Raw genomic sequence first — 24,309 nt, 5'->3', positions numbered from 1 at the left:
GAATGGAGGTGTAGGTACGTGTTCGGAACTCTTCAGGCATGGTTTGTGGTAGAAACTTCCAGTATGACGCATGATGTAACGCTTAACGGGATCAGTCTGTCCATTTTCGGTCATACAACTGAACGGAGTATCCAGAGGCGTGCCATGCATCAATACAGGAACAGTTTGATTGGTTCTTGCAAACATCAGGTTACTGGCTAGATCAGCTCTTCTTTGCTGTATAGTCAGTCCTTGAACGATGCCGCAGGTATGATGCCTGCGGCTTTTTTGCGTCCATTTTTAGCGAAATACCATACCAGGGAGGGTTTTTTATGATTATCGTAGCTACTCAACGTATCCAAAAATCATACGGAGCAGATCCGGTTTTGCAGGAAATTACATTGGAAATAAAAGCAGGCGAGCGGGTAGGTATCGTCGGGCCAAACGGTGCTGGTAAAACGACCTTGTTCAAGCTGCTGGCAGGAATTGAAAGTCCAGACTCAGGTGAGCTGTACCGCGCAAAAGGGACGGTGTGGGCGTATTTGCCCCAAACTCCTACCTATCCTGCGGAGTGGACAGGAGAAGACGTGGTGGCGAGTGCATTCACACAGGTTCGAAAGCTTGAGGAGAACATGCGCGAGCTGGAACAGCAGATGGGAACTGCTTATGAAGACGAACAGGAGCTGAATCGTTTGATGCTCCGTTATCAAAAATGGCAGGATGAATTTGAGCAAATGGACGGCTATCAGTGGGAGACGAAAATGGCGCAAGTGACCGAGGGTCTGGGAATTTCCGCTGAGCTGCTCACTACTCCGTTCGCCCAGCTGAGCGGGGGAGAAAAAACAAAAGCGGGTCTTGCGAAGCTGCTATGTCAGCAAAGTGATGTTCTCCTGCTTGATGAGCCGACGAACCATTTGGACGTACACTCGATGGAATGGCTGGAGGAATTTTTAAAAAGCTATCCAGGAACTGTCTTGATCATCTCCCATGACCGCTACTTCCTCGATGCCGTCGTCACCTCGGTTTACCATGTAGATGGCGGGGAGGCTGAGTATTACATCGGAAATTACAGTGCTTTTGTGACGGAGCGGGAAGAGCGGCTTTTGCGTCAGTTTGCCGCTTACCAGGAGCAGCAAAAGCAGATTAAGAAGATGAAGGAGACGATCAAGCGGCTGAAGGAATGGGGAAATCGCTCGAATCCGCCAAACGAGGCGTTTCACCGTCGGGCGAAAAGCATGGAAAAAGCGCTGGCTCGGATTGAGAGAATCGACAGACCGAAAATGGAAGCAGATCGCATGGGACTCCAATTTCAAAAGACCGAGCGAAGTGGTCAGGATGTACTGGTCGCCACGAGTGTATCCAAATCCTTTGGGGGAAAACGTCTATTTGAGGATGCGAGCTTTCTGCTTCGTTTTGGCGAAAGAAAAGCGCTGCTTGGCCCGAATGGTTGCGGCAAATCTACTTTGATCAAAATGCTGCTGGGTGAGCTGGCACCTGATGATGGTTCGCTGAAAATCGGCAGCAATGTAAAGGTTGGATATTTATCGCAGCAAGCGCTGGAGGGCGATCAAAAACAAAGGCTGATTGATGTATTTCGTGAGGTGGCGCATGTCACGGAACCAGAAGCACGACATATGTTGGCCCGCTTCCTTTTTTACGGAGAGCATGTTTTCAAACGGATTGGGCAGTTGAGCGGCGGAGAGCGGATGCGCCTGCGGCTCGCCCAGATGATGCATCAGGAAATCAATCTTTTGATTCTGGATGAACCTACGAATCACCTGGACATCGAAGCGAGAGAGACATTGGAGGAAGCGCTGGCTGATTTTAAAGGCTCGCTGTTTATCGTTTCTCACGACCGCTATTTCCTGCAAAAGATGGTGGACGGTGTATTCTGGGTAGAAGATAGAAGACTCATTCACGATGTGGGTTCATATGAAGACGCGCGGGAAAAGCAAAAGCAGCGAAGCTTGTCTCGAGCAGAGGTGCGGGAGGAGCGACCCAAGGCGATTGTGCAGGAAGAGCCGAAAAAAGCCGCGCCTCCAGTAGTCGAGCAGCAAACGATCATGAAGCCCGTGCAAGCATCAGCGAAACGACCAAATGCGTTCAAGCTGGCGGAGTTGGAACAAAAAATCGCGCTGCTGGAAGAAGAAAAGGGAGAGTTAACGAGCCGTCTTCACAGCGAGGGGGCTGATTATCAGCAGCTGGTAACATGGCAACAGGATATCGAGCGGGTGCAGACCGAGATGGATGAAACGTACCTGGCTTGGCTAGCATTGCAAGAAGGATAAAGAAAGAAAACGTAAAAAGACCCACCAGCAATTGTGTAGCGCTGGCGGGTCTTGCATGATATAAGTCGTGATGCGGGTGATTTACGCCTGGGCGCTTGGTTCAGGCAGGCTGCGGTAGCTATTACGGAACCAGAGCAGGATCAGTACCATCAAAACTCCTCCAAGAAGGAAAGGTCCGCTGTACGTAAATTGATAGACAGCGCCACCAGCAAGTGGGCCTAAAATCCGTCCCAGACTGTCCATGGAGCTGATGGCTCCAGACGTCACGCCTTGCCCCTGGGTTGTTCGCTGCGTAATCATGGCGGTAGCTGTGGCGCGAATCATGCCTTGTCCAGCTCCGAACAAGGAGAGAATCAGTGCCAGCACCCAGAAGTTTCCTGAGAGCGGGATGGCGAAAAAGCCGATTCCGTACAAGATCATTCCCAATGTCAAAACAGCTGCATCACCCATTCGCTTCACCATTTTGCCGATCATGCCACCTTGTACGATGGCAGCGATGATCCCCATGACCAAGAACATGTAGCCCAAATCTTTTGAGGTAAAGCCATAAAGATCATGGATGTACAGAGCAAAGGTCGTCTCCAGTCCGGAAAACGCAAACGAGACAATAAACAAGATGGCGTAAAGGAGATTGAGGGAACCGAAAAGGGAAACGAGCGGATTTCCTTGCGCTTCGCGTTTGTGGGATGCCCGTTTTTCTTTCGGCAGGCTTTCTGGCAGAGCAAATAAAATGACAAAAAACGTGATGAGTGCCACGATTCCGGAGGCGTAAAACGGTACGGCAAATCCGTAAGCGCTTAACAATCCGCCGATCACAGGTCCAAATACAAAGCTAAGACCGATTCCGGCTCCGATTATCCCCATTCCTTTTGCCCGTTCATTAGAAGGGAACCAATCCGCTACCATCGCTGTAACGGTAGGGAGTGCTGCTGCAGATACGATTCCACCCAAAATACGGTAAATCAGCATTTCTGTATAACTGCCAGCGATTCCAAACAGGATAAAGGTGATGGAAAATCCAAGCAAGCCAAACGATACTAATGGTTTTCTTCCGATGCGGTCTGAAAGTGTTCCCCAGATCGGAGCAAACACCAACTGCATAATATTGTAGCTGGCGAACAGGACGCCGATTTGAAAGGAAGTCGCGCCCAGCTGTTCCGCAAAATATGGTAGGATCGGGATAATGATACCAAAGCCCAGCATCGTGAGAAAAGCAATCAAGAACAAGAGGGCCAGATGCTTCTTATTCACAGAAAATACCTCTTTTCACACAAAATCGATTCAGGATGTTGTTTACTTTTTCCACCTTACGTGATGGTTCGTGGGAAGTCAAGCCAGCAACATACGCATGTGGGCATGATCCATGTTATAATGGAAAAGAAACAAGAATCGTTCAGAATGTTGTCAAGTATATATCCATGAGGTGTTTGTGATCATGTCTACTGCGATGATGTACTACCTGGCCTGGCACGAGGATGATTGGCTGGATGAGGTTCTCGATCGTTTTCCTGAGGTGAATGCGATTGTCCCTACTGCGAAAACCTTTGAGATGCTGGCCGAACAGAGGCAGTCAGGAGAGGTAACACGGGCGGTACTCGTCCTCAATGCGGCACAAGAGCAGGAGAGATGCCGTACATTTTTAAAGCTCTGTCTGGAGCATGAACAGCTATCATCAGATCCTTTGTACATCGTCGGTTTGAAGCCGGAAGAGGAGGAGGCGTGGCGCGAAGCGTATCCAACTGCAAAGATCATCGTAATTACTGGCTTTGCTGTCGAATTTGACTACGACGCCGTCCTCGCTAGGATGGAAAGCGATCTGGAGGGAGCAAATTGAAAGCTGGCCCGAATGATTTCGATTTAAAAGCGTTTTTGCATCGCTTCGGTTTATTCATTTATACGGGAGATCCCGAGGGGGATTTACTTCTGATAGAAGATGAAATCCGGGAGCTTTACGAACTGAATGTCATTGACAAAGAAGAGCTTCTGGAGGCTTTGTCTGCTTTGCGAGATAGACGAAAAGCAGAGGGGCGATAAGAAAACCTCTATCGAGGCTTACCCAAGGAGGAGCGACCGCGTTTTAGCGGAAGGCTTCCATGCGCTCCAGAATTCATAAGCGTCGTGCTTATAAATTCTTATACGGTAAAAAAAGGCGTGTTTATCGAGCGGGCACAGGGCTTTCGATAAGCACGCCTTTTTCCGTAAGAAATTCTTCAGAAATCCTTTAAACTTTCTTAAACGAATCTCTCTTTTTTTGAAAGGTTTCCCTAGTACGATTAGATCAGGGAGCTAGGGAGGGATGGAACGTGGCGAGCACAGAATTTGTTACCCTGTTTGCGAAAATGGTAAAGGGCATGGTGGAGAAGCCGATTCCAGATGAAATCACCGTGATGTCCTTGGGGGCACAGGTTGCACATATAGACGCACAAATTTTTGTGGCATTTTTTTCAATTTACGCGGGTGTATCGCTGGTGTTGGCAAGCGGATACATAATCGGGGGAGTGCTTGGAACGCCTATCGTCAACTGGCTGCTCCAGCGGAGGCTCATTCCCACAGGGAAGGGAAGAACCCGCGAAGAAAGGGACCGGCTTTTCGGGTGGATGCTATGTCTCGGTTTCTTTTTTCCGGTTGTTCGTCATGTGATACCATTTTTTATTGGGGCAGGCCGTCTTCCGCTCAGGCTGTTTTGTCTGTACTTTTTTCCGAGCAGTCTCATCTGGACCTTTCATTATTATCTGGCGGGGTATTTGTTCGCTGACAGGATGGATGAAATGGTGGCAGGTGTCTATACGTATAGTAAAATTACGCTGATCGCACTGTGCAGCATAGGTTTGGTGTATATGGTGATTCGCCAGCTGCAGCGGATTGAAATCGAGAAAGATCCTAAAGGATAAAAAAGCAAACAACCGGGCATGTGTATTCCCATGAGGTTGTTTGCTTTTTTGTTTTACGAAATCGTAGTCAGGCAGTGGGCTACAGCCGAAGACTTGTCCCAGCCGAAGCTGTCAAACCATTGCTCGTTCTTGTAATTGACAATGCCTTGACGAACGTAGGGGATGACGTTCTCTGGCAAATGATTTATATCCACCCAGCGCAGCTCGTCGCATTTTTCAGGCTCGCAATTGATGATTTCCCCACTCCAGCTGGAGGCGGCAAGAAAAAAGTCGATGCGCTCGTCCACAGAACGGCGATGCATGACACCAACGACGCGCAGCTCAGAAGCGGTAAGATCGATGCCGCATTCTTCTTTTGCCTCGCGAATGGCTCCTGCCACGACTTCCTCGTCTCCATCCAAATGACCGGCAGGCACACTGTAATTGCCGTCTTCATAACCGGTGTTATAGCGGCGAAGCAGTAAGATTTCCGTCCCGCGTACTAGAATAAGATGAACAGCGACGGGCATGGTAAAACGATCCTTGTTCATGGTACGCTCCCTCTTTCGTCTTTAGAAGCCGCCTTCCTCCGGGCGATGGTTTTCAGCTGCCTTGCGCTGACGCTCTAATTTTCTTTGTTTGACAAGCGGTGAGCTGGTCATGGCAGCAAGCAGCATGCCGAATCCCGCTACGCCAAGTACAATTCCGATGATGAGATAAAAAGTAGACATAATAGGGACCTCCTTTTTCGTGAAAGCAGACATGAATATGGCCTTGAACTGTGCTATAATTGCACAGTGTGTTTTTAAACCGATTGCAGTAGTTACAGGTAGTGATTTAAAGAATAAGCAGGGAGGATTTTTCGAGATGACTCAGCATACATCTGTTGATCAGCTTTCCATTAATACGATCCGCACACTGGCTATTGATGCCATCGAAAAGGCCAACTCCGGCCACCCAGGAATGCCGATGGGCGCAGCTCCAATGGCTCACGTGCTGTATAGCCGTTTTATGAAAGTGAACCCGAGCAATCCGAAGTGGATTGACCGTGATCGTTTTGTCCTTTCAGCTGGACATGGCTCCATGCTATTATACTCCATGCTGCACCTGATGAAATACGATGTTTCTCTGGAAGACCTACATAATTTCCGCCAATGGGGCAGCAAAACCCCTGGTCACCCTGAGTTTGGCCATACTGCTGGTGTAGATGCTACGACCGGTCCTCTGGGACAAGGTATCGCGATGGCTGTAGGGATGGCAATGGCAGAAAAGCACATGGCGGCCGTTTACAACCGCGACAAGTTTGACATCGTGAACCATTTCACCTACGTGATTTGTGGGGATGGCGATTTGATGGAGGGTGTTTCCAGTGAGGCTTCCTCTCTAGCTGCTCACCTGAAACTGGGTAAAATGATCGTTTTGTACGATTCTAATGATATCTCTTTGGATGGAGAGCTGTCTCGCTCCTTCTCTGAAAATGTAGCGGGACGCTACCAGGCTTATGGCTGGCAATACCTCCGCGTAGAGGATGGAAACGATCTGGCTGCGATTGAAGCGGCGATTGCTGAAGCGAAGCTGGATTTGGATCGTCCAACCCTGATCGAGGTAAAAACCGTGATCGGTTACGGTAGCCCGAATAAAGGTGGATCTAGTGCTTCCCACGGCGCACCTTTGGGTAAAGAAGAAGTAAAATTGACCAAAGAAAACTACGCATGGACACATGAAAATGAATTCCATGTACCAGAAGAAGTAACAGAACTGTATGCAGGACTTACAGCAGCAGGAGAAAAAGCAGAAGCTTCCTGGAACGACCAGTTTGCGGAGTATGCCAAAGCGTACCCTGATCTGGCTGCACAGTTTACGACTGCTGGGGAAGGTCACCTGCCAACAGGCTGGGATAACCACATGCCAACGTATGAAGCAGGAGCAAAGCTGGCTACCCGTGTAGCATCCGGTAATGCGATCAATGCTTTGGCAACGAGCGTTCCTTTCTTCCTGGGCGGTTCTGCAGACCTGGCACACTCCAATAATACTGTGATCAAAGAAGCTGGCAACTTCCTGCCTGGCACATACGAAGGACGCAACATCTGGTTCGGGGTTCGTGAGTTCGCGATGGGAGCGGCTTTGAATGGTATGGCGCTGCACGGTGGCGTAAAAGTTTATGGCGGTACATTCTTCGTCTTCTCTGACTATGTACGTCCAGCTATTCGTCTCTCTGCACTGATGAAGCAGCCAGTGGTATATGTCTTCACACATGATTCCATTGCTGTCGGTGAAGATGGACCTACCCATGAGCCGATTGAGCAATTGGCGTCCCTGCGTGCGATGCCAGGCTTGAACGTACTGCGTCCAGCAGATGCGGTAGAGACGAATGAAGCATGGAAATATGCTGTGTCCCGCACAGATGAGCCAACTGTTTTGGTATTGACTCGTCAAAACCTGCCAGTCTTGCCAGAAACGCTGGAAAAAGCAGCAGAAGGCGTGAGCAAGGGTGGTTATGTACTCGCCGACGCACCAAGCGTCAAACCACAGCTCATTCTGATTGCGACTGGATCAGAAGTGTCCTTGGTGATGCAAGCACGTGAACAGCTCCTGTCCCGTGGTGTAGAAACGCGCGTCGTTTCTCTGCCAAGCTGGAACCTGTTTGAGCGTCAATCCAAGGAATACCGCGATTCTGTTATTCCACAGGATGTAAAAGCGCGTGTAGCAGTAGAGATGGGCTCTCCAATGGGCTGGGACCGCTATGCAGGAGATGGCGGAATCGTTATCGGCATCAACCAGTTTGGCGCATCTGCACCTGGGGACCGCATCATGAAAGAATACGGCTTTACCGTTGAAAACGTAGTAGCACAAGCTGAAAAATTGCTGAAGTAAACGAGCGGATTCCGGGAGGGGCCTATCTTCTATCTAATAGAAGATAGGCTTTTTCCAATACTTTTCCACCGTACAACGCGAAAAAGAGTGGTAGGATAAAGGCAGCCCATGGCCGCCACAAAAAGGCAGCCCGTAAAAGCCCAAAGCCGCCAAAATACAACCAAGTGATAGATAGCTACCCGCGCAAAGAAACTTTTTTCGAATGCAATCGTCTATAATGATGTGGGGGAGAGAGAATTCAGGAGGTAAAAAATGGCAACAAAGGCCAAGAAGAAGGTCAAAAAGAAAAAAGGCAGCTTGCTGATGATTACTGTATCATTTGCAATCTTTCTTCTTTTGAGCGTAATCGGGGGATACTTTTCCTTGCTGTACGCCGGAGACCGGATGATTGAGGAAAATGAGCAAAAATTGAAGGATCTGAAAGCAGAACCAACCGTAATATATGACAAAAACGGTGATGAGCTCACGAGCTTGATTCGTGAAAAAAACCGTGAATACAAGTCGATTAGTGAAATGCCAAAAATATTAACTAATGCCTTCCTCGCTGTCGAAGATCGACGCTTTTACGATCACAAGGGCGTGGATATGGTTCGGATTGGTGGAGCCATCGTCAATGACATCAAAAAAGGCTCGTTGGCAGAGGGCGGCAGTACGATTACCCAACAGTTAGCTAGAAACGTATTTCTCACCCTAGATCAAACATTTTGGCGTAAAACGAAAGAAATGAGTATCGCAATTGGATTGGAGCGAAAATACTCCAAGGATCAGATTTTGGAGATGTACCTGAACCGCGTGTATTTGGGGAAAGGGGAATTCGGGGTCGAGGATGCTTCGCTGTATTATTTCGGTAAGTCAGTTTCTGACTCTAATTTTACAGTTGCAGAAGCAGCGATGCTGGCGGCGATTCCAAAAGCACCGACTACCTACAACCCATTCAACAATCCAGAGAAAGCCAAGCTTCGCCGGGATACGGTTATTCGCCTGATGGCAGAGCAAGGCATCATTACAGAAGAGCAAAAGAATGAGGCACAGGCAGAGCCGCTGCCAACGGAGCCGTCCGAAGTGCCAGGTTCTTCCGGATTGAAAAAAGGTTACCGGGCATATTTTGATCATTTGGTAGATGAAGCAGAAGAGACGTATGGCGTATCAGAGGAAGAGCTGTATCGCGGCGGCTGGTCCGTCTATACGACGTTTGATCCGAAAATCCAGGATGCCATGGTCAAAGAGTATGACAATCCGAAAAACTTCCCGAAAGACGGAACAGAGCGCAGTGTAGAGTCTTCCATGATTGTGGTAGATGCCAAAAATGGCGGAATTGCAGGCATGATGGGCGGGCGTAATTACGCCGTAAAAGGCTTCAACCTGGCAACTGATATGAAGCGTCAGCCGGGCTCGAGCTTCAAGCCAATCGCGGTATACGGTCCGGCGATTGATATCGATAGTAAAAAATGGGGTCCAAACTCCTCGCTGAGCAACAAAAAGCAAAGCTTTAACGGCTATGAGCCGCGCAACTACAACAACAAGTACAGCGAGACCGTGAGCATGAACCGGGCATTGATTGACTCACTGAACGTTCCGGTTGTTTGGCTGTTGAACGAGATTAAAGTACCAACGGCATTGAAATATTTGGAGAAATTCGGTATTGATATGGAGCCCGAGGACCGCAACCTGGCGATCGCGCTGGGTGGTCTAAGCAAAGGAACGTCTCCGCTGAAAATGGCGCAAGCCTATACAGCTTTTGTGAATGGAGGTGTAGTCTCTGAGGCGCATACCATCACCAAGATTGAAAACAAATCCGTTGGTATTTTGCGCGAGTATGAAGTAAAACAAACCGAGGTTCTGAAGCCACAGACAGCGTGGACTGTCCACACCATGCTGGAAAGAGCAGTTCAAGAGGGGACCGGTAAAGCAGCTCGTATCTCCGGTCGCCATGTAGCCGGGAAAACGGGTACAACCCAATCCACAATCGGAGACAGCAGCGTCAACAAGGATGCCTGGTTTGTAGGCTACACACCTGAATACGTCGGAGCAGTCTGGATGGGCTTTGATAAAGAGGATAAAAATCACTTGATGCGTCAAGGTAGCAGTTTGACAGCTCAGATGTTTGCCAAAGTATTGGCAGAAGGTCTTAAAGGCGTGAAGTCTACGGACTTTGTCCGACCTGGTGGAGCAGTAGAAGAAGAGCCAGAGGAAGAAGCCACTCCGCCGATTCAATTGGAAGCGACCATGACGATGGATAACAACAATCAACTGCAAGTTGTTTTAAGCTGGATTGGTGGCGAGCCTGACTACACCTACGACGTCTACCGAGTAAAAGAAAATGGCGAGCGCGAATTGATCGCTGCCAATTTTAAAGATACGATTTATGTTGATGTATTGAATAGCCCAGTGAAATATCGTTATATGGTTGTTCCTCGCAACAAGGAAGGGCAGGAACAGACCCCTTCGCCAATTGTGGATATCAACACGAAGCAGCTTGAGAACTTGATTAATGACGGCCAGGACCATCATGAGGACGGCAATAATCAAGGAGGAATGCCAGAAGGAAATGGGAATGGTGATTCCGGTCAGCTACCACCTGATAACGGCAATGGCAATGGCAACCAGACAAATGGTCAGCCGCCAGGTGGTCAAGGAAATAACGGTAACCATGGAAATCAGGGCAATCCAAACAATCCAAGCAATCCAAACAACAATGGAGAAGCTCCACCGCCTGATATAGGAAATCCGAATGGAAACCAACCAGGCTCTGGAGGGATTGAATTACCGCCACCACCTGAGGATGGCTCACAGCAACCATTTCCAGAAGGAACAAATGGGTGACGTCTAGCATAGAATGAACAACTCAAACAGATTCACCTATTTGCACAACTTCTTTCGCGTGGTACAATACCAATAAATCGGGAGACAGGGGGGACAGTCCATGTCTGACTACGCAAAAAAGGATTTACCCACATTTTTCATTGAACAATTGCGCCAAACCAAGGTGAATTTTGAGCGAGCTCTCGACTGTAAACACACCGATTTTGACGATCTATACCCATACATGAATGAACAGCCTCAGTTTTTCTGGTACAAACGATACGTTGCATGGTCGGAGCTTTTGACCGTGGTACGTCTGGCTGAGGAACTGGGCGTCGAATGGACAGAGGATTTCAGTGAGCAGCAAGTAGAATTCATCAAGGGGAAAGTTCTACAAGGAAAAGTGCTCGATTATTGGAAAGCGGAAGAAGAACAAGAAGAGACGATCAGTCAGCTTGAAGAAGAAAAATAAGAAAACCTCTATCGAGTCTTCCTCAAGGAGGAGCGACCGCGTTTTAGCGGAAGGTTTCCTTGCGCTCCAGAAAATTCTTATACGTTAATAAAAGCGCGTTCCCACGTAAAGGGAGCGCGCTTTTTTGGTTGATGGAGAAACTTTCTAGCGTAACGAATTCCACTTTCTTTCGTCTTTTCTACTAAAGAAGGAACGTAAGAACCAGCCTAGTGCAGCCAATTATAAGTAACGGAAGGCGTCTCTTCCTTTGGACCTGCGGCCATGACGAACGGAGCTGGATTACTCCATGGCTTGACTGATTCAGGCAGATCGGATATGACCATCTCTGTTCCTAACGAAACGAAGCTGTACAATTCTTCCACGTCTTTATTATGCAAGCGAATGCACCCGAGTGAAACCTCGCTGCCGATGCTCTCTGGATGATTGGTGCCATGGATGGCATAACCGTCCCCGGAAAAAACCATACCGCGCGTTCCGTAAATGTTGTCATGACCGCGTGGGCGGCTGATCTTCTGCGAAATGGTATAGTAGCCTTCAGGTGTCGAGCCATTTTTGCCGATGCCCGCAGAATAGCTGCGCACGATATGAGAGCCGCTTACAAGCCGCATCGTTCGCGTCGATTTTGACAGCTGGATCTGGAGCGGCTCCAGCGCCTGCACTGGCTCAGGATATCCGGGAAGCGGCAGAACCTCACGTATGCTCGCCCAGGCAGACTCTGGACGGAACAATTCCGGACGATACTCATAAGAGAGCAGCCCCAATTCAGTGAGTGGTGCAGGGATTTGCGGCAGGGTATTGCTCGGATAGGCTCCTGCCAGGTCAGCTAGGCGGGCAGGCAATAGTCCGGTTTGCTGATAGGTCCGAAAAAGGGCATTGCGCAGGACGAGAACATGCTGCAACGTCATTTGCTCCTGCTCGAGAGCCGTTCTTGCCGAGAGCACTAATGGCTCCTGCTCATAACGTCCAGGACGATCAAACCATTTTTGATTCGTGACAGTCCGATTCAGCGGATTGTAATGCATGACACCTAGTACTTCCTTTGGTTGATAAAACAAGAGTGGCGTGAACAACGGACTGCCAGGAACCTCAGGCACTGCAATGACGGTAAATGGCTGTGTGAGTGCGGGACGCCTTGCTTCCAGATAGCGGCGTATTTGCTTTGCCCGCTCTTCCTTGCTGAGATTCATGGGAACTGCGATGACTTCGACATGCGGTCGATCTGGAATCGCTTCCGGCTTTGGAACCGTTGCTTTTGTAGTCGCCTCGTTTTTCGGCGGCTCTGTCAAAAGTCCTGGTGAAAAAGCAAACTGAAAATATAGAAATAGCATGGAGGCAAGCAGCAAACGTACTCTTTTTCTTCCTTGCTGCTGCCTTCGTGCTCGCAATAGTGCTTGATAGGCTTCTCTCGCCTCATCGTAGAAGGGGCCTTGCTTGGATTGCAGTCCGCGTCTGTGGGCGGCAAGCGCCAGCTCTGTCTCTCCCCGCGCTTCTCGCTCGCGTCCAAGATGATACCAACCGATCGCCTCGTCAGGATGCTGCTCGGTAAACCACCGGTAAAAGGAGAGGTCGCTTTGCTCCGGATATTTCATGTGAAATGCGCTTTTTTCTTGTAAAAAGGAAACCTTGTCCACCGATACTCCCCCTTATTAGGTTGTATCGGCACAGATGAGCAAAATAGTGAGGATGGAGGAGAAAAAGATGGTTTGTCTGCGAACGATCAAGCTTCTTCGCGACGATTTTCCCGAAACAAAGAAATACCCGTTTGGACTTCCTTCCCTAAAAGCAATGGAAGAGATCGAGCTGGAGGCTCCGGTCACTTTTTTTGTAGGGGAAAATGGCTCGGGAAAATCGACCCTGCTTGAGGCGATTGCCTATCAATGCGGGTTTCATACAGCTGGTGGGTCCAGAAACAATGTTTATGACGTGGACAAGTCGGAAGCGAGCCTTGGCGATTACGTACGCCTCTCGTGGATGCCAAAGCTGACCAATGGCTTTTTTCTGCGTGCCGAGAGCTTCTACCAGTTTGCCAGTCATATTGATGAAACAGAGCGAATCAATCCGACCCGCTATAGAAACTATGGAGGGCGCTCCTTGCACGAGCAGTCACACGGGGAATCGTTCCTCGCCTTGTTCGCCAATCGGTTTAGTGGCAAAGGCATCTATCTGCTGGACGAGCCCGAGGCAGCCTTGTCTCCGATGCGTCAATTAGCTTTTCTGTATGTCATGCAGGATCTCGTTGCGGAGGGGGCACAGTTTTTAATCGCGACACACTCTCCGATCCTGATGGGGTTTCCGGGAGCTACCATCCTGAATTTTGATGCTTCCCCGCTTGTCCAGGTACGTTATGAGGAGACGGAGCATTATCAAATTACCCGCCGATTTTTGGAGAATCCGGCCAAATTTCTCGCAGAATAAGAAAACCTATTCGTATACGTTAAAAAATTTCTCCCCCCACCTGTCACAAAAATGGCTTCGGCGGTTTCTATTAGATGAACCAAGCAAAAGCGGCCTGAAAATCAATGAGGATTGCAAGGTACAGAAGTGAGAGGGGGGAGAGCTAGTGGAGGTGCATGCAAAACTGATGATGAATCGAGTGCATGTCCAGGATGAGACAGATTCGTTCAAGGATTTGTTCACGACGTATTATCCCTTTGTCGTCAGGCAAATCATGCGGATTGTAAAAGACCAGCAAACGGCTGAGGATATAGCTCAGGACGTATTCCTCTCCTTTTATCATACAGATCGTTCGGTCATTGAACACATCCCTGCATGGCTTTCCAAAGCAGCACTGTATGCGTCCTATAACTATGTCCGGTCGGAAAAGCGCAGGTATGACAGACAAGAGCGCGGAGCTGCAGAGCAGGAGCGCGTGTCTCCTTCCTCAGAAGAAATGTGCCTGGAAAAGGAAGAGATTGATCAAGTGCGGGATGTGCTCGCACAGCTCGACGAGAGGGAGCGAACCTTGCTCGTCATGAAGTACTCGGGGTTTCCTTATGCGGAATTGGCAAAAGCAACAGGCATGGAGGTCAGCTCCGTAGGGACGATTTTATCAAGAGCAAAGAGCAAATTTCGCAAGCTGTATGATCGGATAAGGGGGGAAGAAGGATGAAATGTGCAGATGCAGGCTTTATTCAGTCATTTTTGGATGGGGAATGCAGTCTTCAGGAAAGCGAGCAGTTCATGGCTCATCTAGAGAGTTGTACGGAATGCAGCAAGCAGCTGGAAGAGTTGTCTGCGCTCGATTCCTGGACCCGCAGGGCGCTGGAGCAGCAGCTTTTTCGTCCGACCGATCAGGTAAAGGTAAATACGGAGGCTGCTTGGCAGACCTTTTCTCAACGAATCGGGCAACATCCGGGCTCTGTTTCACAAAATCGGACTACGCATAAAGAGCATGTGGCAAAAAGGAGATGGAAGAACATGAATACAAAGACGAAGAGATGGGTGACAGGAACATCGGCAGCAGCGGTTTTACTCGTATCGCTATCCATTCCGCAGGTACAGGCAGCGGCTAATGATTTCTTGTCCATTTTCCGAATGGATAAGGTCGAGTTTGTAAAGGTGACGCAAAATGATTTGCAGCAGGTAGAAGGCTGGCTAAATAGCGGCCAGGCAGGCGAGATGGAGCTCAAGGGCATCGGCAAGCTGTGGATTGATGAAGAGGTTCAAGGCAAGATCGACAAAGGTGAGCATAATCAATATTACAATAGTAGAGAAGCGGCTGAAAAAGCAGGTTTGAAACTGCCAGCTTTGCCAAATGATATGACAATCGAAGGTGTAGATGTCAGCTCACCGTACACGATTCATTTTGAGATGAATGCAGAGAAAGCAAACAAGCTTCTGGCTCAACTGAAGGTAGAAAACCGTTTTGACGAAAAATTGAGTGGGAAGCGCTTCTCCCTGCACGTGTCCAACATGCAAAACATTTGGATGAAAAATGACAAGGACAGCATCTCTTACTCTATCGTAAGTGCTCCTGAGCTGCAGGCACCAGAAGGTGTAGATATGGCGCAGCTGCGAGACACAATGCTGTCCTTGCCATTTATCCCGGATAACGTGAAAAAACAAATGCTGAGCATTGACGACTGGCAGCATACTCTCCCACTTCCGTATGTGGAAGATAAAGAGAGTAAAATGAAGGATGTCAAAGTACACGGCCAGGCAGGAGTTTTCATCACCAATTCGTATAGCAAGCAGCTGATCTGGCAGGAAAATGGCCAAATCCATACACTGGGCGGCAGCAATACAAGCGAAGAAGAGCTGCTGGCATTGGCAAAAAATATGAAGTAAATACGGCGAGATGGCAGAGTTTCCCACATAGGGAGACTCTGCTTTATCCTGTTTTTGGCGGAAGTGGAGGAGACAGATGTCTGATTTCGTAATCGAGACCTGGGGGCTGTCCAAGCAATATGGCGGCAAGGCAGGCTGCAAAAATATTACACTGCAGGTCCCACGAGGCTCCGTCTTTGGGTTTCTCGGACAAAATGGAGCGGGAAAAAGCACCTTTGTCCGTGCCATGCTTGGACTGCTGCATCCAACAAGTGGCAAGGCCGTTATGCTGGGACACCCGATTGGGAGTGTAGAAGCTCGCAAAAAGGTAGGGTATTTGCCAGAGCTGTTCCGTTATCCGGACTGGCTGACAGGCACGCAGCTGCTTGAGCATCATGCACAGCTATGCGGCTTGTCCCGTAGCGAGCGCAAAACCATCATTCGCGACGTGGTAGAGCAGGTGGGCATGGCTGGTCGGGAAAAGGAGCGAATTCGCGGCTTTTCAAAAGGCATGCAGCAGCGCATCGGTCTTGCCTGTGCATTGCTGTCTGATCCAGAGCTAATTTTTTTAGATGAACCAACATCTGCTTTAGATCCGATTGGACGAAAAGAAGTACGCGAGCTGATCGCGAGACTGCGTGATCAAGGGAAAACGATATTTCTCAACAGCCATCTCTTGAGCGAAATGGAAAGCATTTGCGACCATGTAGGGATCATTCATCGGGGAGAGCTGGTTGTGCATGGCGAGTGGCGCAAGCTGAGTGCTGTTGCCCCGCAGATCGAGTTGACACTGGATCAGGTGAGCGAGCATCTCCCGCAAAGCCTTCCTGACTATGTCACAGACACACGGCTGCTCGGTCAAAAGGAAGGGCAGGCGACCTGGCTGTTAACCCTGGACCAAGATGGACGGGTTCCAGCGCTTTTATCAGAACTGATTGCAGGAGGCGCTGCTGTACATGAGGTAGTGAGGAAGCAGCAGTCGCTTGAAGAAGTATTCTTATACTGGGTACAGAAAAAGGAGGGGGAAGCACATGTGGCCAATCGTGAAAATCACGTATAGAGAGATGATTTCCAAGCGCATCTTTGCGATCACGATCATGATGTCGATTGCTTTTCTGCTCTTGTTTGGGGTGGCTACCTGGTACGCAGCAAGAGAAATGAACGACATGCTTGGAACCAGTGACATGCTGCTACAGCAAAGCTTTTTCTCTACGCAAATGCTTGGAATGGGGCTGTATTTCGGTTCCTTTATTACTGCCCTACTGGCGATTTTGAGCAGTGTTGGCAGTATTGCCTCAGAGGTAGAGAGTCATCAGATTGATACCTGGCTTGCGCGGTCACTGCCCAGACACCAGTATTTACTCGGCAAGTTTGGTGGTTTGGCGAGTATGCTCATCGTTTATTCGGCCGTGATGTATCTGGGCTTGCTCGGGATTAATCAGTGGGTCGGCGGGGGCGTCATGGCCGTCGATGTCAGTGTTGGGCAAATGATCTCTTCCCTTTGCTACTTTGTGTTGATGCCTGTCATTCTCGTATGTGTCTCCTTGCTCCTGAGCAGTATCACGACAACAGTGACAGGTGGAATTATCCTGATCATCCTGTACGGGATCAGCTTTATTGGCGGTTTTATTGAGCAGCTGGGCTCGATTATCGGCAACAGCTCGCTCATGAACATCGGAATCATCTCCAGCTTGTTGTTTCCGACGGATTCGCTGTTCAGACAATCGACGATTGCGTTATTTGATACAGCGGACGATCCGATCTCATTTGCTTCACAAGGGATATTTGGCACTGCTTCCGCACCGAGTACTGCTATGTTTGTGTACACGCTTTTCTATGGTGTAGCAGCTTTGCTTTTGGCGGTTCGGGTTTTTCAGAAACGCGATGTATAAACAGATCGCAAATAAGAAGAGAACGGCGCTAGGGTTGCCGTTCTCTTTCTTTTAATAGCTGAATGATTTGATCCAGCTTTTCATTCTTCTGTTGATCATGCCGGTTCTTGTTTTTCATAAAACGGATGACGCAGACAATCAAATACACAATCAGCGCGTAAAACGCTAGCATGATCAGTATGGGGATAAAAGGGGCGAATCCAAATTCTAGCATAATTGCAGCCTCCGGTTGGAAAATTTAGGTTCAAATTATTGTATCATTTTTTCTCCCTGAACTGGGTAAAAAAGTAAATTTTGATTGAACAAAAAAATCGCCTGACTTCACTGGAAGAGAATTTCTCTCTTCTGGCTGGGTCAGGCGATTTTTTGTGTGCTCTTACTTGATCTGGCAGCTGGCTTCTACTCGATAGATTCGTTGTCCACGAGAAGAAAAGCGCTCTTCATATTCTGTCATTACATTCTCTTCTGCCAGCTTGGACTGATGCAGGTCAAAGGTAATGTTGCGCATCTGAAATCTTTCCGCTGCAAATTGGTTGAGGGAGAACTCAAACAACGGCTCATTATCTGTCTTGAGATGAATCTCGCCAGCCTCTTTCAACACTTGGCGATACGTCTGGAGAAAGCTCGCGTAGGTAAGTCTGCGCTTGGCATGACGTGTTTTTGGCCATGGATCGCTAAAATTGAGATAGAGACGAGAAACTTCACGATCCGCAAACAGCTCAGTCAGCTGGGTGGCATCAAACTGGACAAATGCCAGATTGGGAATCTCGCGGTATTCAGTGCGCTGAACGGCGCGCAGGACGACCTCTGCCTTTAGCTCAACGGCAATGAAGTTCACGGCAGGGTGGCGCTCAGCCAGTGTATTAATGAAACGTCCTTTTCCACAGCCGATTTCGATGTGGATTGGATTGTCATTTCCGAAGCGTTCATTCCACCGTCCCTTGTAGCTAACGGGGTGATCAACGAATGTCGGATATTCACGCAGGGCCGATTCGGCACCTGGGATGTTACGCAGTCGCATATGTGCCTCCTTGTTAAAACGAACTCCTATCTACTTTACGATGAGTCTTGCTAGGTTGCAAGCATAGAGAAGAAAGACTTGAGAGATTCCAGCAAAGACAACGAGGCATATCACTAGTTAGGAATTTTTTCAAACGGGACTAGGTCATAAGTCGCATAACAAGTGGCTTCCGAGGAAAAGGGCAGGATAAATTTAGCACATTTGCGAGGAACATCATGGAAATGAAATTAACAGAAAATTTGAGGAATGCTTATAAAATAGGGCTTTTTTGCGTCAAGCGGAAAAGTTAACCAGAAGTGGCGAGGCGATTTGGCAATAATTTGGCAATCTCAAGGGGGAATAGCTTTGGTAAAGTAGAGAACAAGTGAGAGGTCAGCCAAACTTTGCATATAAAGCCATGCAACGCGTTTCGGAAAGGGAAGATAGAGCTGCTTATGTACGAGCTAAGTACAATACCTTTTCAACACGATCAAAAGGGAGGATGAACAACATGAAATTACATAAAGCAATCGTAGGAATCCTGATGGGGCTCACTCTGGGAATGACAGCAATCGTTGCACCATTGCCGGGAGATCAAAATGTAGCGCATGCAGCCTGGACACAAGCCAAGGCCGACAAAGTAATTGCCACTGGGAAAAAATACTTGGGTACACCATATAAATTTGGAGCGAGTAAAAACACGACTGCTGTATTTGACTGCTCTTCATTTACACAACGGGTTTTTCGCGTAGCAGTTGGAAAAGAATTGCCTCGTGATTCACGTGCTCAGTCCCAAAAAGGAGTTAGTGTGTCCAAGAGCAACCTGAAAAAGGGAGATTTGATTTTCTTCAAGGCGAGCCAAACGACGACCTCCAAACGGATTACGCATGTGGCTATTTATGCGGGTAACAATAAGATCTTACATACGTATGGGCAACCAGGCGTTACTTTTTCCACTTTCAAAGGGACGTCATGGGAAAAGCGCTTTGTCTCGGCGCGTCGTTTCCTCTAATCTGTGACTCTACTAATAATACGCATAGAAACATGATATGTTTCACCTAGGTCGAAAGTAATATTTGTCAATAAGCAAGCAGGTGAGAAAGGGGAATCCGGAAAGGGTTCTCCTTTTTTGCGTTTCATTCAGAAAGCTCTTAATAAAGAGCGTGCAGCTTGGAGATATTTGACAAAGGGGGCAGCGTTAAATTTATCGAGGAAGCGAGGCATGAAGGCGTGCCGCTTACAGAATCATTGGCGCAGGAAAAGCATGCTTGAGTCCAATCCTGCTAACGAGCTTTGCTACTGTCGCTGGGCTGTTGCAAATGGCTGTTGCTGGCAATCAGGAAGCAAAAGAGCATCTAGCCTGACATGTCAAAAAAGAAAGCTCTTGTATAAGGGAATCTCCCCGATACAAGAGCTTGTTTATTAGATGGTGATTAGATTTTCAAAATGCCACCCATGCTTGCATTGGTAACCATTTTTGAGTAACGAGCCAGGTAACCAGTTTTCACTTTTGGCTCAAACTCTTTCCAGCCTTCTGCGCGACGTGCCAACTCTCTCTCGTCTACGTTCAGATGAATGGTGCGCTCTTCCAGGTCAATCGAGATGATATCACCGTCTTGTACGAAAGCAATTGGGCCACCCTCAGCAGCTTCAGGAGATACGTGACCGATACTGATACCGCGAGAAGCACCAGAGAAGCGTCCGTCTGTAACAAGAGCAACCTCTTTACCCAGACCCATACCAACGATTTGAGAGGTAGGTGCCAGCATTTCTGGCATACCTGGGCCACCTTTTGGACCTTCGTAGCGAATAACAACAACGTGACCGGATTTGATTTTGCCAGCCGCGATTCCAGCGAGTGCATCTTCTTGCGAGTCGAAGCAAATCGCCGGCCCTTCGTGCTTTTTAATAGAAGGATCTACCCCACCTGTTTTAATGATGGAGCCTTGCTCAGCCAGATTTCCGAACAGGACAGCCAGACCGCCAGAAGCGCTGTACGGGTTGTCCAGACGACGGATCACCTGATCGTTTTTGATCTCGGCATTGGCAATATTCTCTGCCAGTGTTTGACCGGTAACCGTAATGCGGTCTGGATGGATCGCACCTGGTTTTTTCGCGATTTCGTTGAGAACGGCAGACACACCGCCAGCCTCATGGCAATCTTCAATATGATAATCAGAAGAAGGAGCGAGCTTGCAAATATGCGGAATTCGCTTCGCTACCTCGTTAATGCGCTCAATTGGGTATTCAAAGCCAGCTTCTTGTGCAATCGCCAGCGTGTGAAGCACGGTGTTAGTAGATCCACCCATCGCCATGTCGAGAGCGAAAGCATCATCAATCGCTTCGAGTGTCACGATGTCACGTGGTTTAATATCACGCTCAATCAGATTTTTCAGTTTTTCAGCAGATGCTTTTACCAGCTCGCGACGCTCAGGAGAAACTGCGAGTACAGTACCGTTTCCAGGCAGGGCCAGACCGATTGCCTCAAGCAGGCAGTTCATCGAGTTGGCTGTGAACATACCGGAACAGGAACCGCAAGTCGGACATCCATATTGCTCCAGCTCGTCCAGTTGTTTGTCATCAATCAGACCAGCCTGATACGCGCCTACTCCTTCGAATACAGAAGAGAGTGAGATAGAACGGCCATCGCTTGTTTTACCGGCTTTCATCGGGCCGCCAGTAACGAAAACGGTTGGAATGTTTACGCGCAGGGCACCCATGATCATACCAGGAGTGATCTTGTCACAGTTCGGAATGCAGATCATGCCGTCGAACCAGTGTGCAGCTACAACCGTTTCCAAGCTGTCTGCGATGATCTCACGGCTTGGCAGGGAGTAGCGCATACCAATATGTCCCATTGCGATTCCGTCATCTACGCCGATGGTATTGAATTCAAACGGAACCATACCCGCAGCACGAACAGCTTCCTTGACGATTTTACCAAACTCTTGCAAATGCACGTGACCTGGAATAATGTCGATGTACGAGTTGCAGATGGCGATAAACGGTTTGTCGAAATCCTCATCCTTTACGCCTGCTGCACGCAATAAGCTACGGTGTGGTGCGCGGTCAAAGCCTTTTTTGATCATATCACTGCGTTGTCTAGCCAATTTAAAAATCTCCCTTCCTATTAGAAAAATACCTGTCTTTTTGTTTTGACTATCTTATCAATTTTTATTACTAGAAACAACCGTAAAAGTCTGAACATTTGCTCAGTCCAGCACTTTGGCAGAGGCACTTCTGACCAAGATAAGCTTTGGTATCATAGCAAAATACGAGTGTTTGGGCTAAAATAGAGAAACGAATATTTTTTTGTTGGAGTGAACGAAATGATAGAGGAATTAAAAAATATATGGACGGAAGGGACAGAGGACGAGCGCAAAATCTTGGAGCTGGCCGTTCAGGCCATTCGCCAAAAGCGCGAGCGCAACAGCTCCTATGTATCCGGATTCCTGGGGTTGAAGGGCGAGTTTGTAGATGAGGCCAAACAGACCTATCGTTTGATGTGCCTCTGACTGTGTACATGCATAACTCGGGTGGAGCTGTTCACGGGGGAATCCTCGCCACCCTGATTGACTCTGCGATGGGGTCCTTGATCAATCGGTCCTTGTCGCCTGCTGAATATGCAGTAACAACAGAACTGAAAATAAACTACCTGCGGCCAGGAAAAGGGAAACGGCTTCGCGCAGAGGCGACATTTTTGCATCGGGGACAGACCTTGGTCGTTATGGAGAGCACCGTATACGATGAGCGGAACAAACGGGTTGCACATGGAACGGGGACTTTCATTGTTTTGAAGAAATAGGGGAAAAAGCAGGAGAGAAAAAAAGAGGAGCAGTTCCTCCTGTTTTCTCTCCTGCATAACAGTCACGAATAATATTGCTCAGCGAATGACAACAAGTCCGCTGTATTGCGAAATGTAGGACAACACTTTAGCCGAAAGCGGCACAATAAACTCCATGTTTTCCTTCTCGACAATGCCAGAACGGGAGATGACTCGTCCCCATTTTACGTTGAGCTTGTAATAATCAGATCCAAAGGAAGCTTGTATCGTTTCACTTTGCTGGCGAAACGAAATCGGTGCTGCACCAAGTGTAACCGGAACCATGCTCACGATGTCGTGCAGGAATAGATGGTACGTCATATGAGGCTTGAAAAAAATCAGTTCCTTGCTCGTGACTGTGCAGCCGAGATTATTGTTCATTTGGGTGAACTTGAGCTCACCCTCCATGTTTTTCAGGCGAATGAAGTTACTATTCATATTTCCCCTCCTTGGTCAGCGTCGGGCATCTCTATCATTTGCCTTGCCCTCGCAAATACGCCGTGACCTCCTAAAATAGGATCGTTTTTATGGCTGATGAAGGAACGCTTCATCGACATGGCGCTGGGTATCTCTCTATAATAGAAAAGCTTGCTGCATAAGTGCAAGGGAAAACAATCGGGAAACGAAGAAGGAGATGGAATCATTGCTGGAGATTGCTAAAGAGGCAGCGAGCGTAGCAGGTGCTTTTTTAAAGGAACGCTTTTTGGAACAGCTTGTCCCTGACGAAGAGCTGCACAATGATGTGAAGCTGCCAGAAGACAAAGAGAGCGAACGCCGAATTATCGAGATAATACACGGCCATTTTCCTACCCATACGATTTTTTCGGAAGAAGTAGGGATGGTCTCACGGGATGAAGAGTATTTATGGATCGTCGACCCGCTCGATGGTACGAATAACTACTTTATTGGTTATCCGTACTTCTCCGTTTCGATTGCCTTGCAGCATCGGGGTGAGCTCGTCTTGGGGGTCGTATACAATCCGGTCGCAGGACAAATGTTTTGGGCGGAAAAAGGGAAGGGTGCCTACCTGAACGGAAAACGCATCTCTGTAAATAAAAGAACGGACAAAGCACGGGCTGTGGGTACGTATATTCGTGGACGAAACAGCATTACCAAGGAACAGGAGCTGACATTCACCAATCCATTTGTCATGGAAACGAAACGTGTTTTACGCAATGTAGGTCCAGCGCTGGATTGGTGCTTGCTGGCAAACGGCTGGATTGAATATATCGTGATGCAGCGCTCGGGGATCATGGATGTGGCAGCAGGGATTGTCATTGCCGAGGAAGCAGGAGCAACCATCACAGATTGGCAGGGAGTGCCCTATCAGCATGAGGCGTTTGAATCGGAGCATATGCGTTCGCTAGTTGCCAGCAATGGACTGCTGCACGAGACGATTCGCGTCATGATTCACGAATAAAGGAGCAGAAATAGCTTCGGCAAAACCTTCCATTAAAACGCGGTCGCACCTCGATGAGAAGCCCTCGATAGAGGGTTTTTTTATCTGCGGATGTTTTCTTTTTGGGCAACCATTTATTTCGAGGCGCGTATATATGGTTATCCTGTTACATGAGACAAAGAGGTGGGTAGGTTGACGAGGCTAGAATACAGGCTTTTGGATGAGGCAAACGGCTTTCCGTTGCTGTTTTATTACGATCACATTGATAAGGATGAAGTATCGCTGCGCTTTGCCTGCGATTACTTGGTGAAGGGGCATGTCGTCTATGAAAAAACGTCCTGTGCCGTTGAACCGAAATGCTACGTGATTTACGTCAAGCGCTCTACGGAAGAACAGGCAGTCGATTATGCCTACCCTGTGGTCAAACGCTGGGGAGGGATTCAGATCGAGCTGCGACACTATAAGGAAGGAACAGCTGATTACCCACTGATTCATACGTATTCTTTCAAAAGTGATGACGATGCTCTTTTGCACCTGCAGAGTGATTATCTTTACGTAGATGGAGTAGAGTGGGAGAAAACATCGGCAGAAGTGGATGAAGACCGGCATGTGTACATTTATTACGCACAGCCGTCCATGTAGGG

The 24,309-nt window shown here is 48.4% G+C and carries 23 protein-coding genes and 1 pseudogene; 16 read left to right on the top strand and 8 right to left on the bottom strand.

Annotation, left to right across the window (positions count from 1 at the left end; translation table 11 throughout):
* The first annotated feature begins 311 nt into the window (after positions 1-311).
* Complete coding sequence (gene abc-f, locus ADS79_RS32295) at positions 312-2,267, top strand: ribosomal protection-like ABC-F family protein (RefSeq protein ID WP_049742595.1); 1,956 nt, start codon at positions 312-314, stop codon at positions 2,265-2,267.
* 81 nt (positions 2,268-2,348) lie between these two features.
* Here abc-f and ADS79_RS32290 read toward each other — a convergent pair whose 3' ends face one another.
* Complete coding sequence (locus ADS79_RS32290) at positions 2,349-3,518, bottom strand: MFS transporter (protein WP_049742594.1); 1,170 nt, start codon at positions 3,516-3,518, stop codon at positions 2,349-2,351.
* A gap of 184 nt (positions 3,519-3,702) precedes the next feature.
* Between ADS79_RS32290 and ADS79_RS32285 the strand changes: the two genes are divergently transcribed.
* From ADS79_RS32285 to ADS79_RS32275, 3 genes are all read left to right on the top strand, one after another.
* On the top strand, positions 3,703-4,101 hold the full coding sequence (locus tag ADS79_RS32285) for a hypothetical protein (RefSeq protein WP_049742593.1): 399 nt from the start codon (positions 3,703-3,705) through the stop codon (positions 4,099-4,101).
* The gene (locus ADS79_RS32280; RefSeq protein ID WP_049742592.1) at positions 4,098-4,301 is read left to right on the top strand and encodes a YqgQ family protein; all 204 of its coding nucleotides are present in this window, start codon (positions 4,098-4,100) and stop codon (positions 4,299-4,301) included. The genes ADS79_RS32285 and ADS79_RS32280 overlap by 4 nt, the downstream gene beginning before the upstream one ends.
* A gap of 269 nt (positions 4,302-4,570) precedes the next feature.
* Positions 4,571-5,158: a DedA family protein gene (locus ADS79_RS32275; RefSeq protein ID WP_084766162.1), complete on the top strand. Its 588-nt coding sequence runs from the start codon at positions 4,571-4,573 to the stop codon at positions 5,156-5,158.
* 53 nt (positions 5,159-5,211) lie between these two features.
* Here the strand turns inward: ADS79_RS32275 and ADS79_RS32270 are convergent, their stop codons facing one another.
* Positions 5,212-5,688: an NUDIX hydrolase gene (locus ADS79_RS32270; RefSeq protein ID WP_049742591.1), complete on the bottom strand. Its 477-nt coding sequence runs from the start codon at positions 5,686-5,688 to the stop codon at positions 5,212-5,214.
* Positions 5,689-5,709: 21 nt separating this feature from the next.
* The gene (locus ADS79_RS35485; protein WP_162490619.1) at positions 5,710-5,868 is read right to left on the bottom strand and encodes a hypothetical protein; all 159 of its coding nucleotides are present in this window, start codon (positions 5,866-5,868) and stop codon (positions 5,710-5,712) included.
* Between the two features lie 136 nt (positions 5,869-6,004).
* Between ADS79_RS35485 and tkt the strand changes: the two genes are divergently transcribed.
* The 3 genes from tkt to ADS79_RS32250 all read left to right on the top strand — a co-directional run bounded on the left by tkt (position 6,005) and on the right by ADS79_RS32250 (position 11,285).
* Entirely contained in the window at positions 6,005-8,011 is a 2,007-nt protein-coding gene (gene tkt, locus ADS79_RS32260; protein WP_049742589.1) for a transketolase, read from the top strand.
* Between the two features lie 252 nt (positions 8,012-8,263).
* The gene (locus ADS79_RS32255) at positions 8,264-10,834 is read left to right on the top strand and encodes a transglycosylase domain-containing protein (RefSeq protein WP_049742588.1); all 2,571 of its coding nucleotides are present in this window, start codon (positions 8,264-8,266) and stop codon (positions 10,832-10,834) included.
* Between the two features lie 100 nt (positions 10,835-10,934).
* Positions 10,935-11,285, top strand: coding sequence for a hypothetical protein (locus tag ADS79_RS32250; protein ID WP_049742587.1), 351 nt, complete (start codon positions 10,935-10,937; stop codon positions 11,283-11,285).
* Between the two features lie 206 nt (positions 11,286-11,491).
* On the opposite strand, the gene ADS79_RS32245 is transcribed toward ADS79_RS32250, so the two are convergent.
* On the bottom strand, positions 11,492-12,916 hold the full coding sequence (locus ADS79_RS32245) for a L,D-transpeptidase family protein (protein ID WP_049742586.1): 1,425 nt from the start codon (positions 12,914-12,916) through the stop codon (positions 11,492-11,494).
* Positions 12,917-12,983: 67 nt separating this feature from the next.
* Between ADS79_RS32245 and ADS79_RS32240 the strand changes: the two genes are divergently transcribed.
* The 5 genes from ADS79_RS32240 to ADS79_RS32220 all read left to right on the top strand — a co-directional run bounded on the left by ADS79_RS32240 (position 12,984) and on the right by ADS79_RS32220 (position 17,443).
* Positions 12,984-13,700 (top strand): AAA family ATPase, encoded by a 717-nt coding sequence (locus tag ADS79_RS32240; RefSeq protein ID WP_049742585.1) that lies wholly within the window; start codon positions 12,984-12,986, stop codon positions 13,698-13,700.
* A 145-nt stretch (positions 13,701-13,845) separates the two neighbouring features.
* Positions 13,846-14,394 (top strand): RNA polymerase sigma factor SigX, encoded by a 549-nt coding sequence (locus tag ADS79_RS32235; RefSeq protein ID WP_049742584.1) that lies wholly within the window; start codon positions 13,846-13,848, stop codon positions 14,392-14,394.
* Positions 14,391-15,572 (top strand): DUF4367 domain-containing protein, encoded by a 1,182-nt coding sequence (locus ADS79_RS32230; RefSeq protein WP_049742583.1) that lies wholly within the window; start codon positions 14,391-14,393, stop codon positions 15,570-15,572. The genes ADS79_RS32235 and ADS79_RS32230 overlap by 4 nt, the downstream gene beginning before the upstream one ends.
* Before the next feature lie 76 nt (positions 15,573-15,648).
* Positions 15,649-16,611 (top strand): ABC transporter ATP-binding protein, encoded by a 963-nt coding sequence (locus ADS79_RS32225; protein WP_049742582.1) that lies wholly within the window; start codon positions 15,649-15,651, stop codon positions 16,609-16,611.
* Positions 16,583-17,443, top strand: a complete 861-nt coding sequence (locus tag ADS79_RS32220) for an ABC transporter permease (RefSeq protein WP_049742581.1) — start codon at positions 16,583-16,585, stop codon at positions 17,441-17,443. The genes ADS79_RS32225 and ADS79_RS32220 overlap by 29 nt, the downstream gene beginning before the upstream one ends.
* Positions 17,444-17,471: 28 nt before the next feature.
* Here ADS79_RS32220 and ADS79_RS32215 read toward each other — a convergent pair whose 3' ends face one another.
* Together ADS79_RS32215 and trmB are read right to left on the bottom strand one after the other, a co-directional pair.
* Positions 17,472-17,657 carry a DUF4083 family protein gene (locus ADS79_RS32215; protein WP_049742580.1) on the bottom strand — a complete coding sequence of 62 codons (186 nt, stop codon included), beginning with the start codon at positions 17,655-17,657 and terminating at the stop codon, positions 17,472-17,474.
* A gap of 162 nt (positions 17,658-17,819) precedes the next feature.
* Complete coding sequence (trmB, locus tag ADS79_RS32210; RefSeq protein WP_049742579.1) at positions 17,820-18,464, bottom strand: tRNA (guanosine(46)-N7)-methyltransferase TrmB; 645 nt, start codon at positions 18,462-18,464, stop codon at positions 17,820-17,822.
* Positions 18,465-18,954: 490 nt separating this feature from the next.
* Between trmB and ADS79_RS32205 the strand changes: the two genes are divergently transcribed.
* Positions 18,955-19,455 (top strand): C40 family peptidase, encoded by a 501-nt coding sequence (locus ADS79_RS32205; protein ID WP_049742578.1) that lies wholly within the window; start codon positions 18,955-18,957, stop codon positions 19,453-19,455.
* A 421-nt stretch (positions 19,456-19,876) separates the two neighbouring features.
* Here ADS79_RS32205 and ilvD read toward each other — a convergent pair whose 3' ends face one another.
* Positions 19,877-21,553, bottom strand: a complete 1,677-nt coding sequence (gene ilvD, locus ADS79_RS32200) for a dihydroxy-acid dehydratase (RefSeq protein ID WP_049742577.1) — start codon at positions 21,551-21,553, stop codon at positions 19,877-19,879.
* A gap of 219 nt (positions 21,554-21,772) precedes the next feature.
* Here ilvD and ADS79_RS32195 point away from each other — a divergent pair.
* Positions 21,773-22,248 (top strand): annotated as a pseudogene (locus ADS79_RS32195) (PaaI family thioesterase).
* A gap of 78 nt (positions 22,249-22,326) precedes the next feature.
* Here the strand turns inward: ADS79_RS32195 and ADS79_RS32190 are convergent.
* Entirely contained in the window at positions 22,327-22,704 is a 378-nt protein-coding gene (locus ADS79_RS32190) for a hypothetical protein (protein ID WP_049742576.1), read from the bottom strand.
* 205 nt (positions 22,705-22,909) lie between these two features.
* On the opposite strand from ADS79_RS32190, the gene ADS79_RS32185 reads away from it, so the two are divergent.
* Positions 22,910-23,686 carry an inositol monophosphatase family protein gene (locus tag ADS79_RS32185; RefSeq protein WP_049742575.1) on the top strand — a complete coding sequence of 259 codons (777 nt, stop codon included), beginning with the start codon at positions 22,910-22,912 and terminating at the stop codon, positions 23,684-23,686.
* A gap of 171 nt (positions 23,687-23,857) precedes the next feature.
* Positions 23,858-24,307, top strand: a complete 450-nt coding sequence (locus ADS79_RS32180) for a hypothetical protein (RefSeq protein WP_049742574.1) — start codon at positions 23,858-23,860, stop codon at positions 24,305-24,307.
* Positions 24,308-24,309: the final 2 nt, after the last annotated feature.

It is taken from the genome of Brevibacillus reuszeri, from assembly GCF_001187725.1.
GTDB classification, from domain to species: domain Bacteria; phylum Bacillota; class Bacilli; order Brevibacillales; family Brevibacillaceae; genus Brevibacillus; species Brevibacillus reuszeri.
The sequence above is the reverse complement of the archived record's forward strand: the minus strand, read 5'-3'. Positions and strand labels throughout refer to the sequence as shown.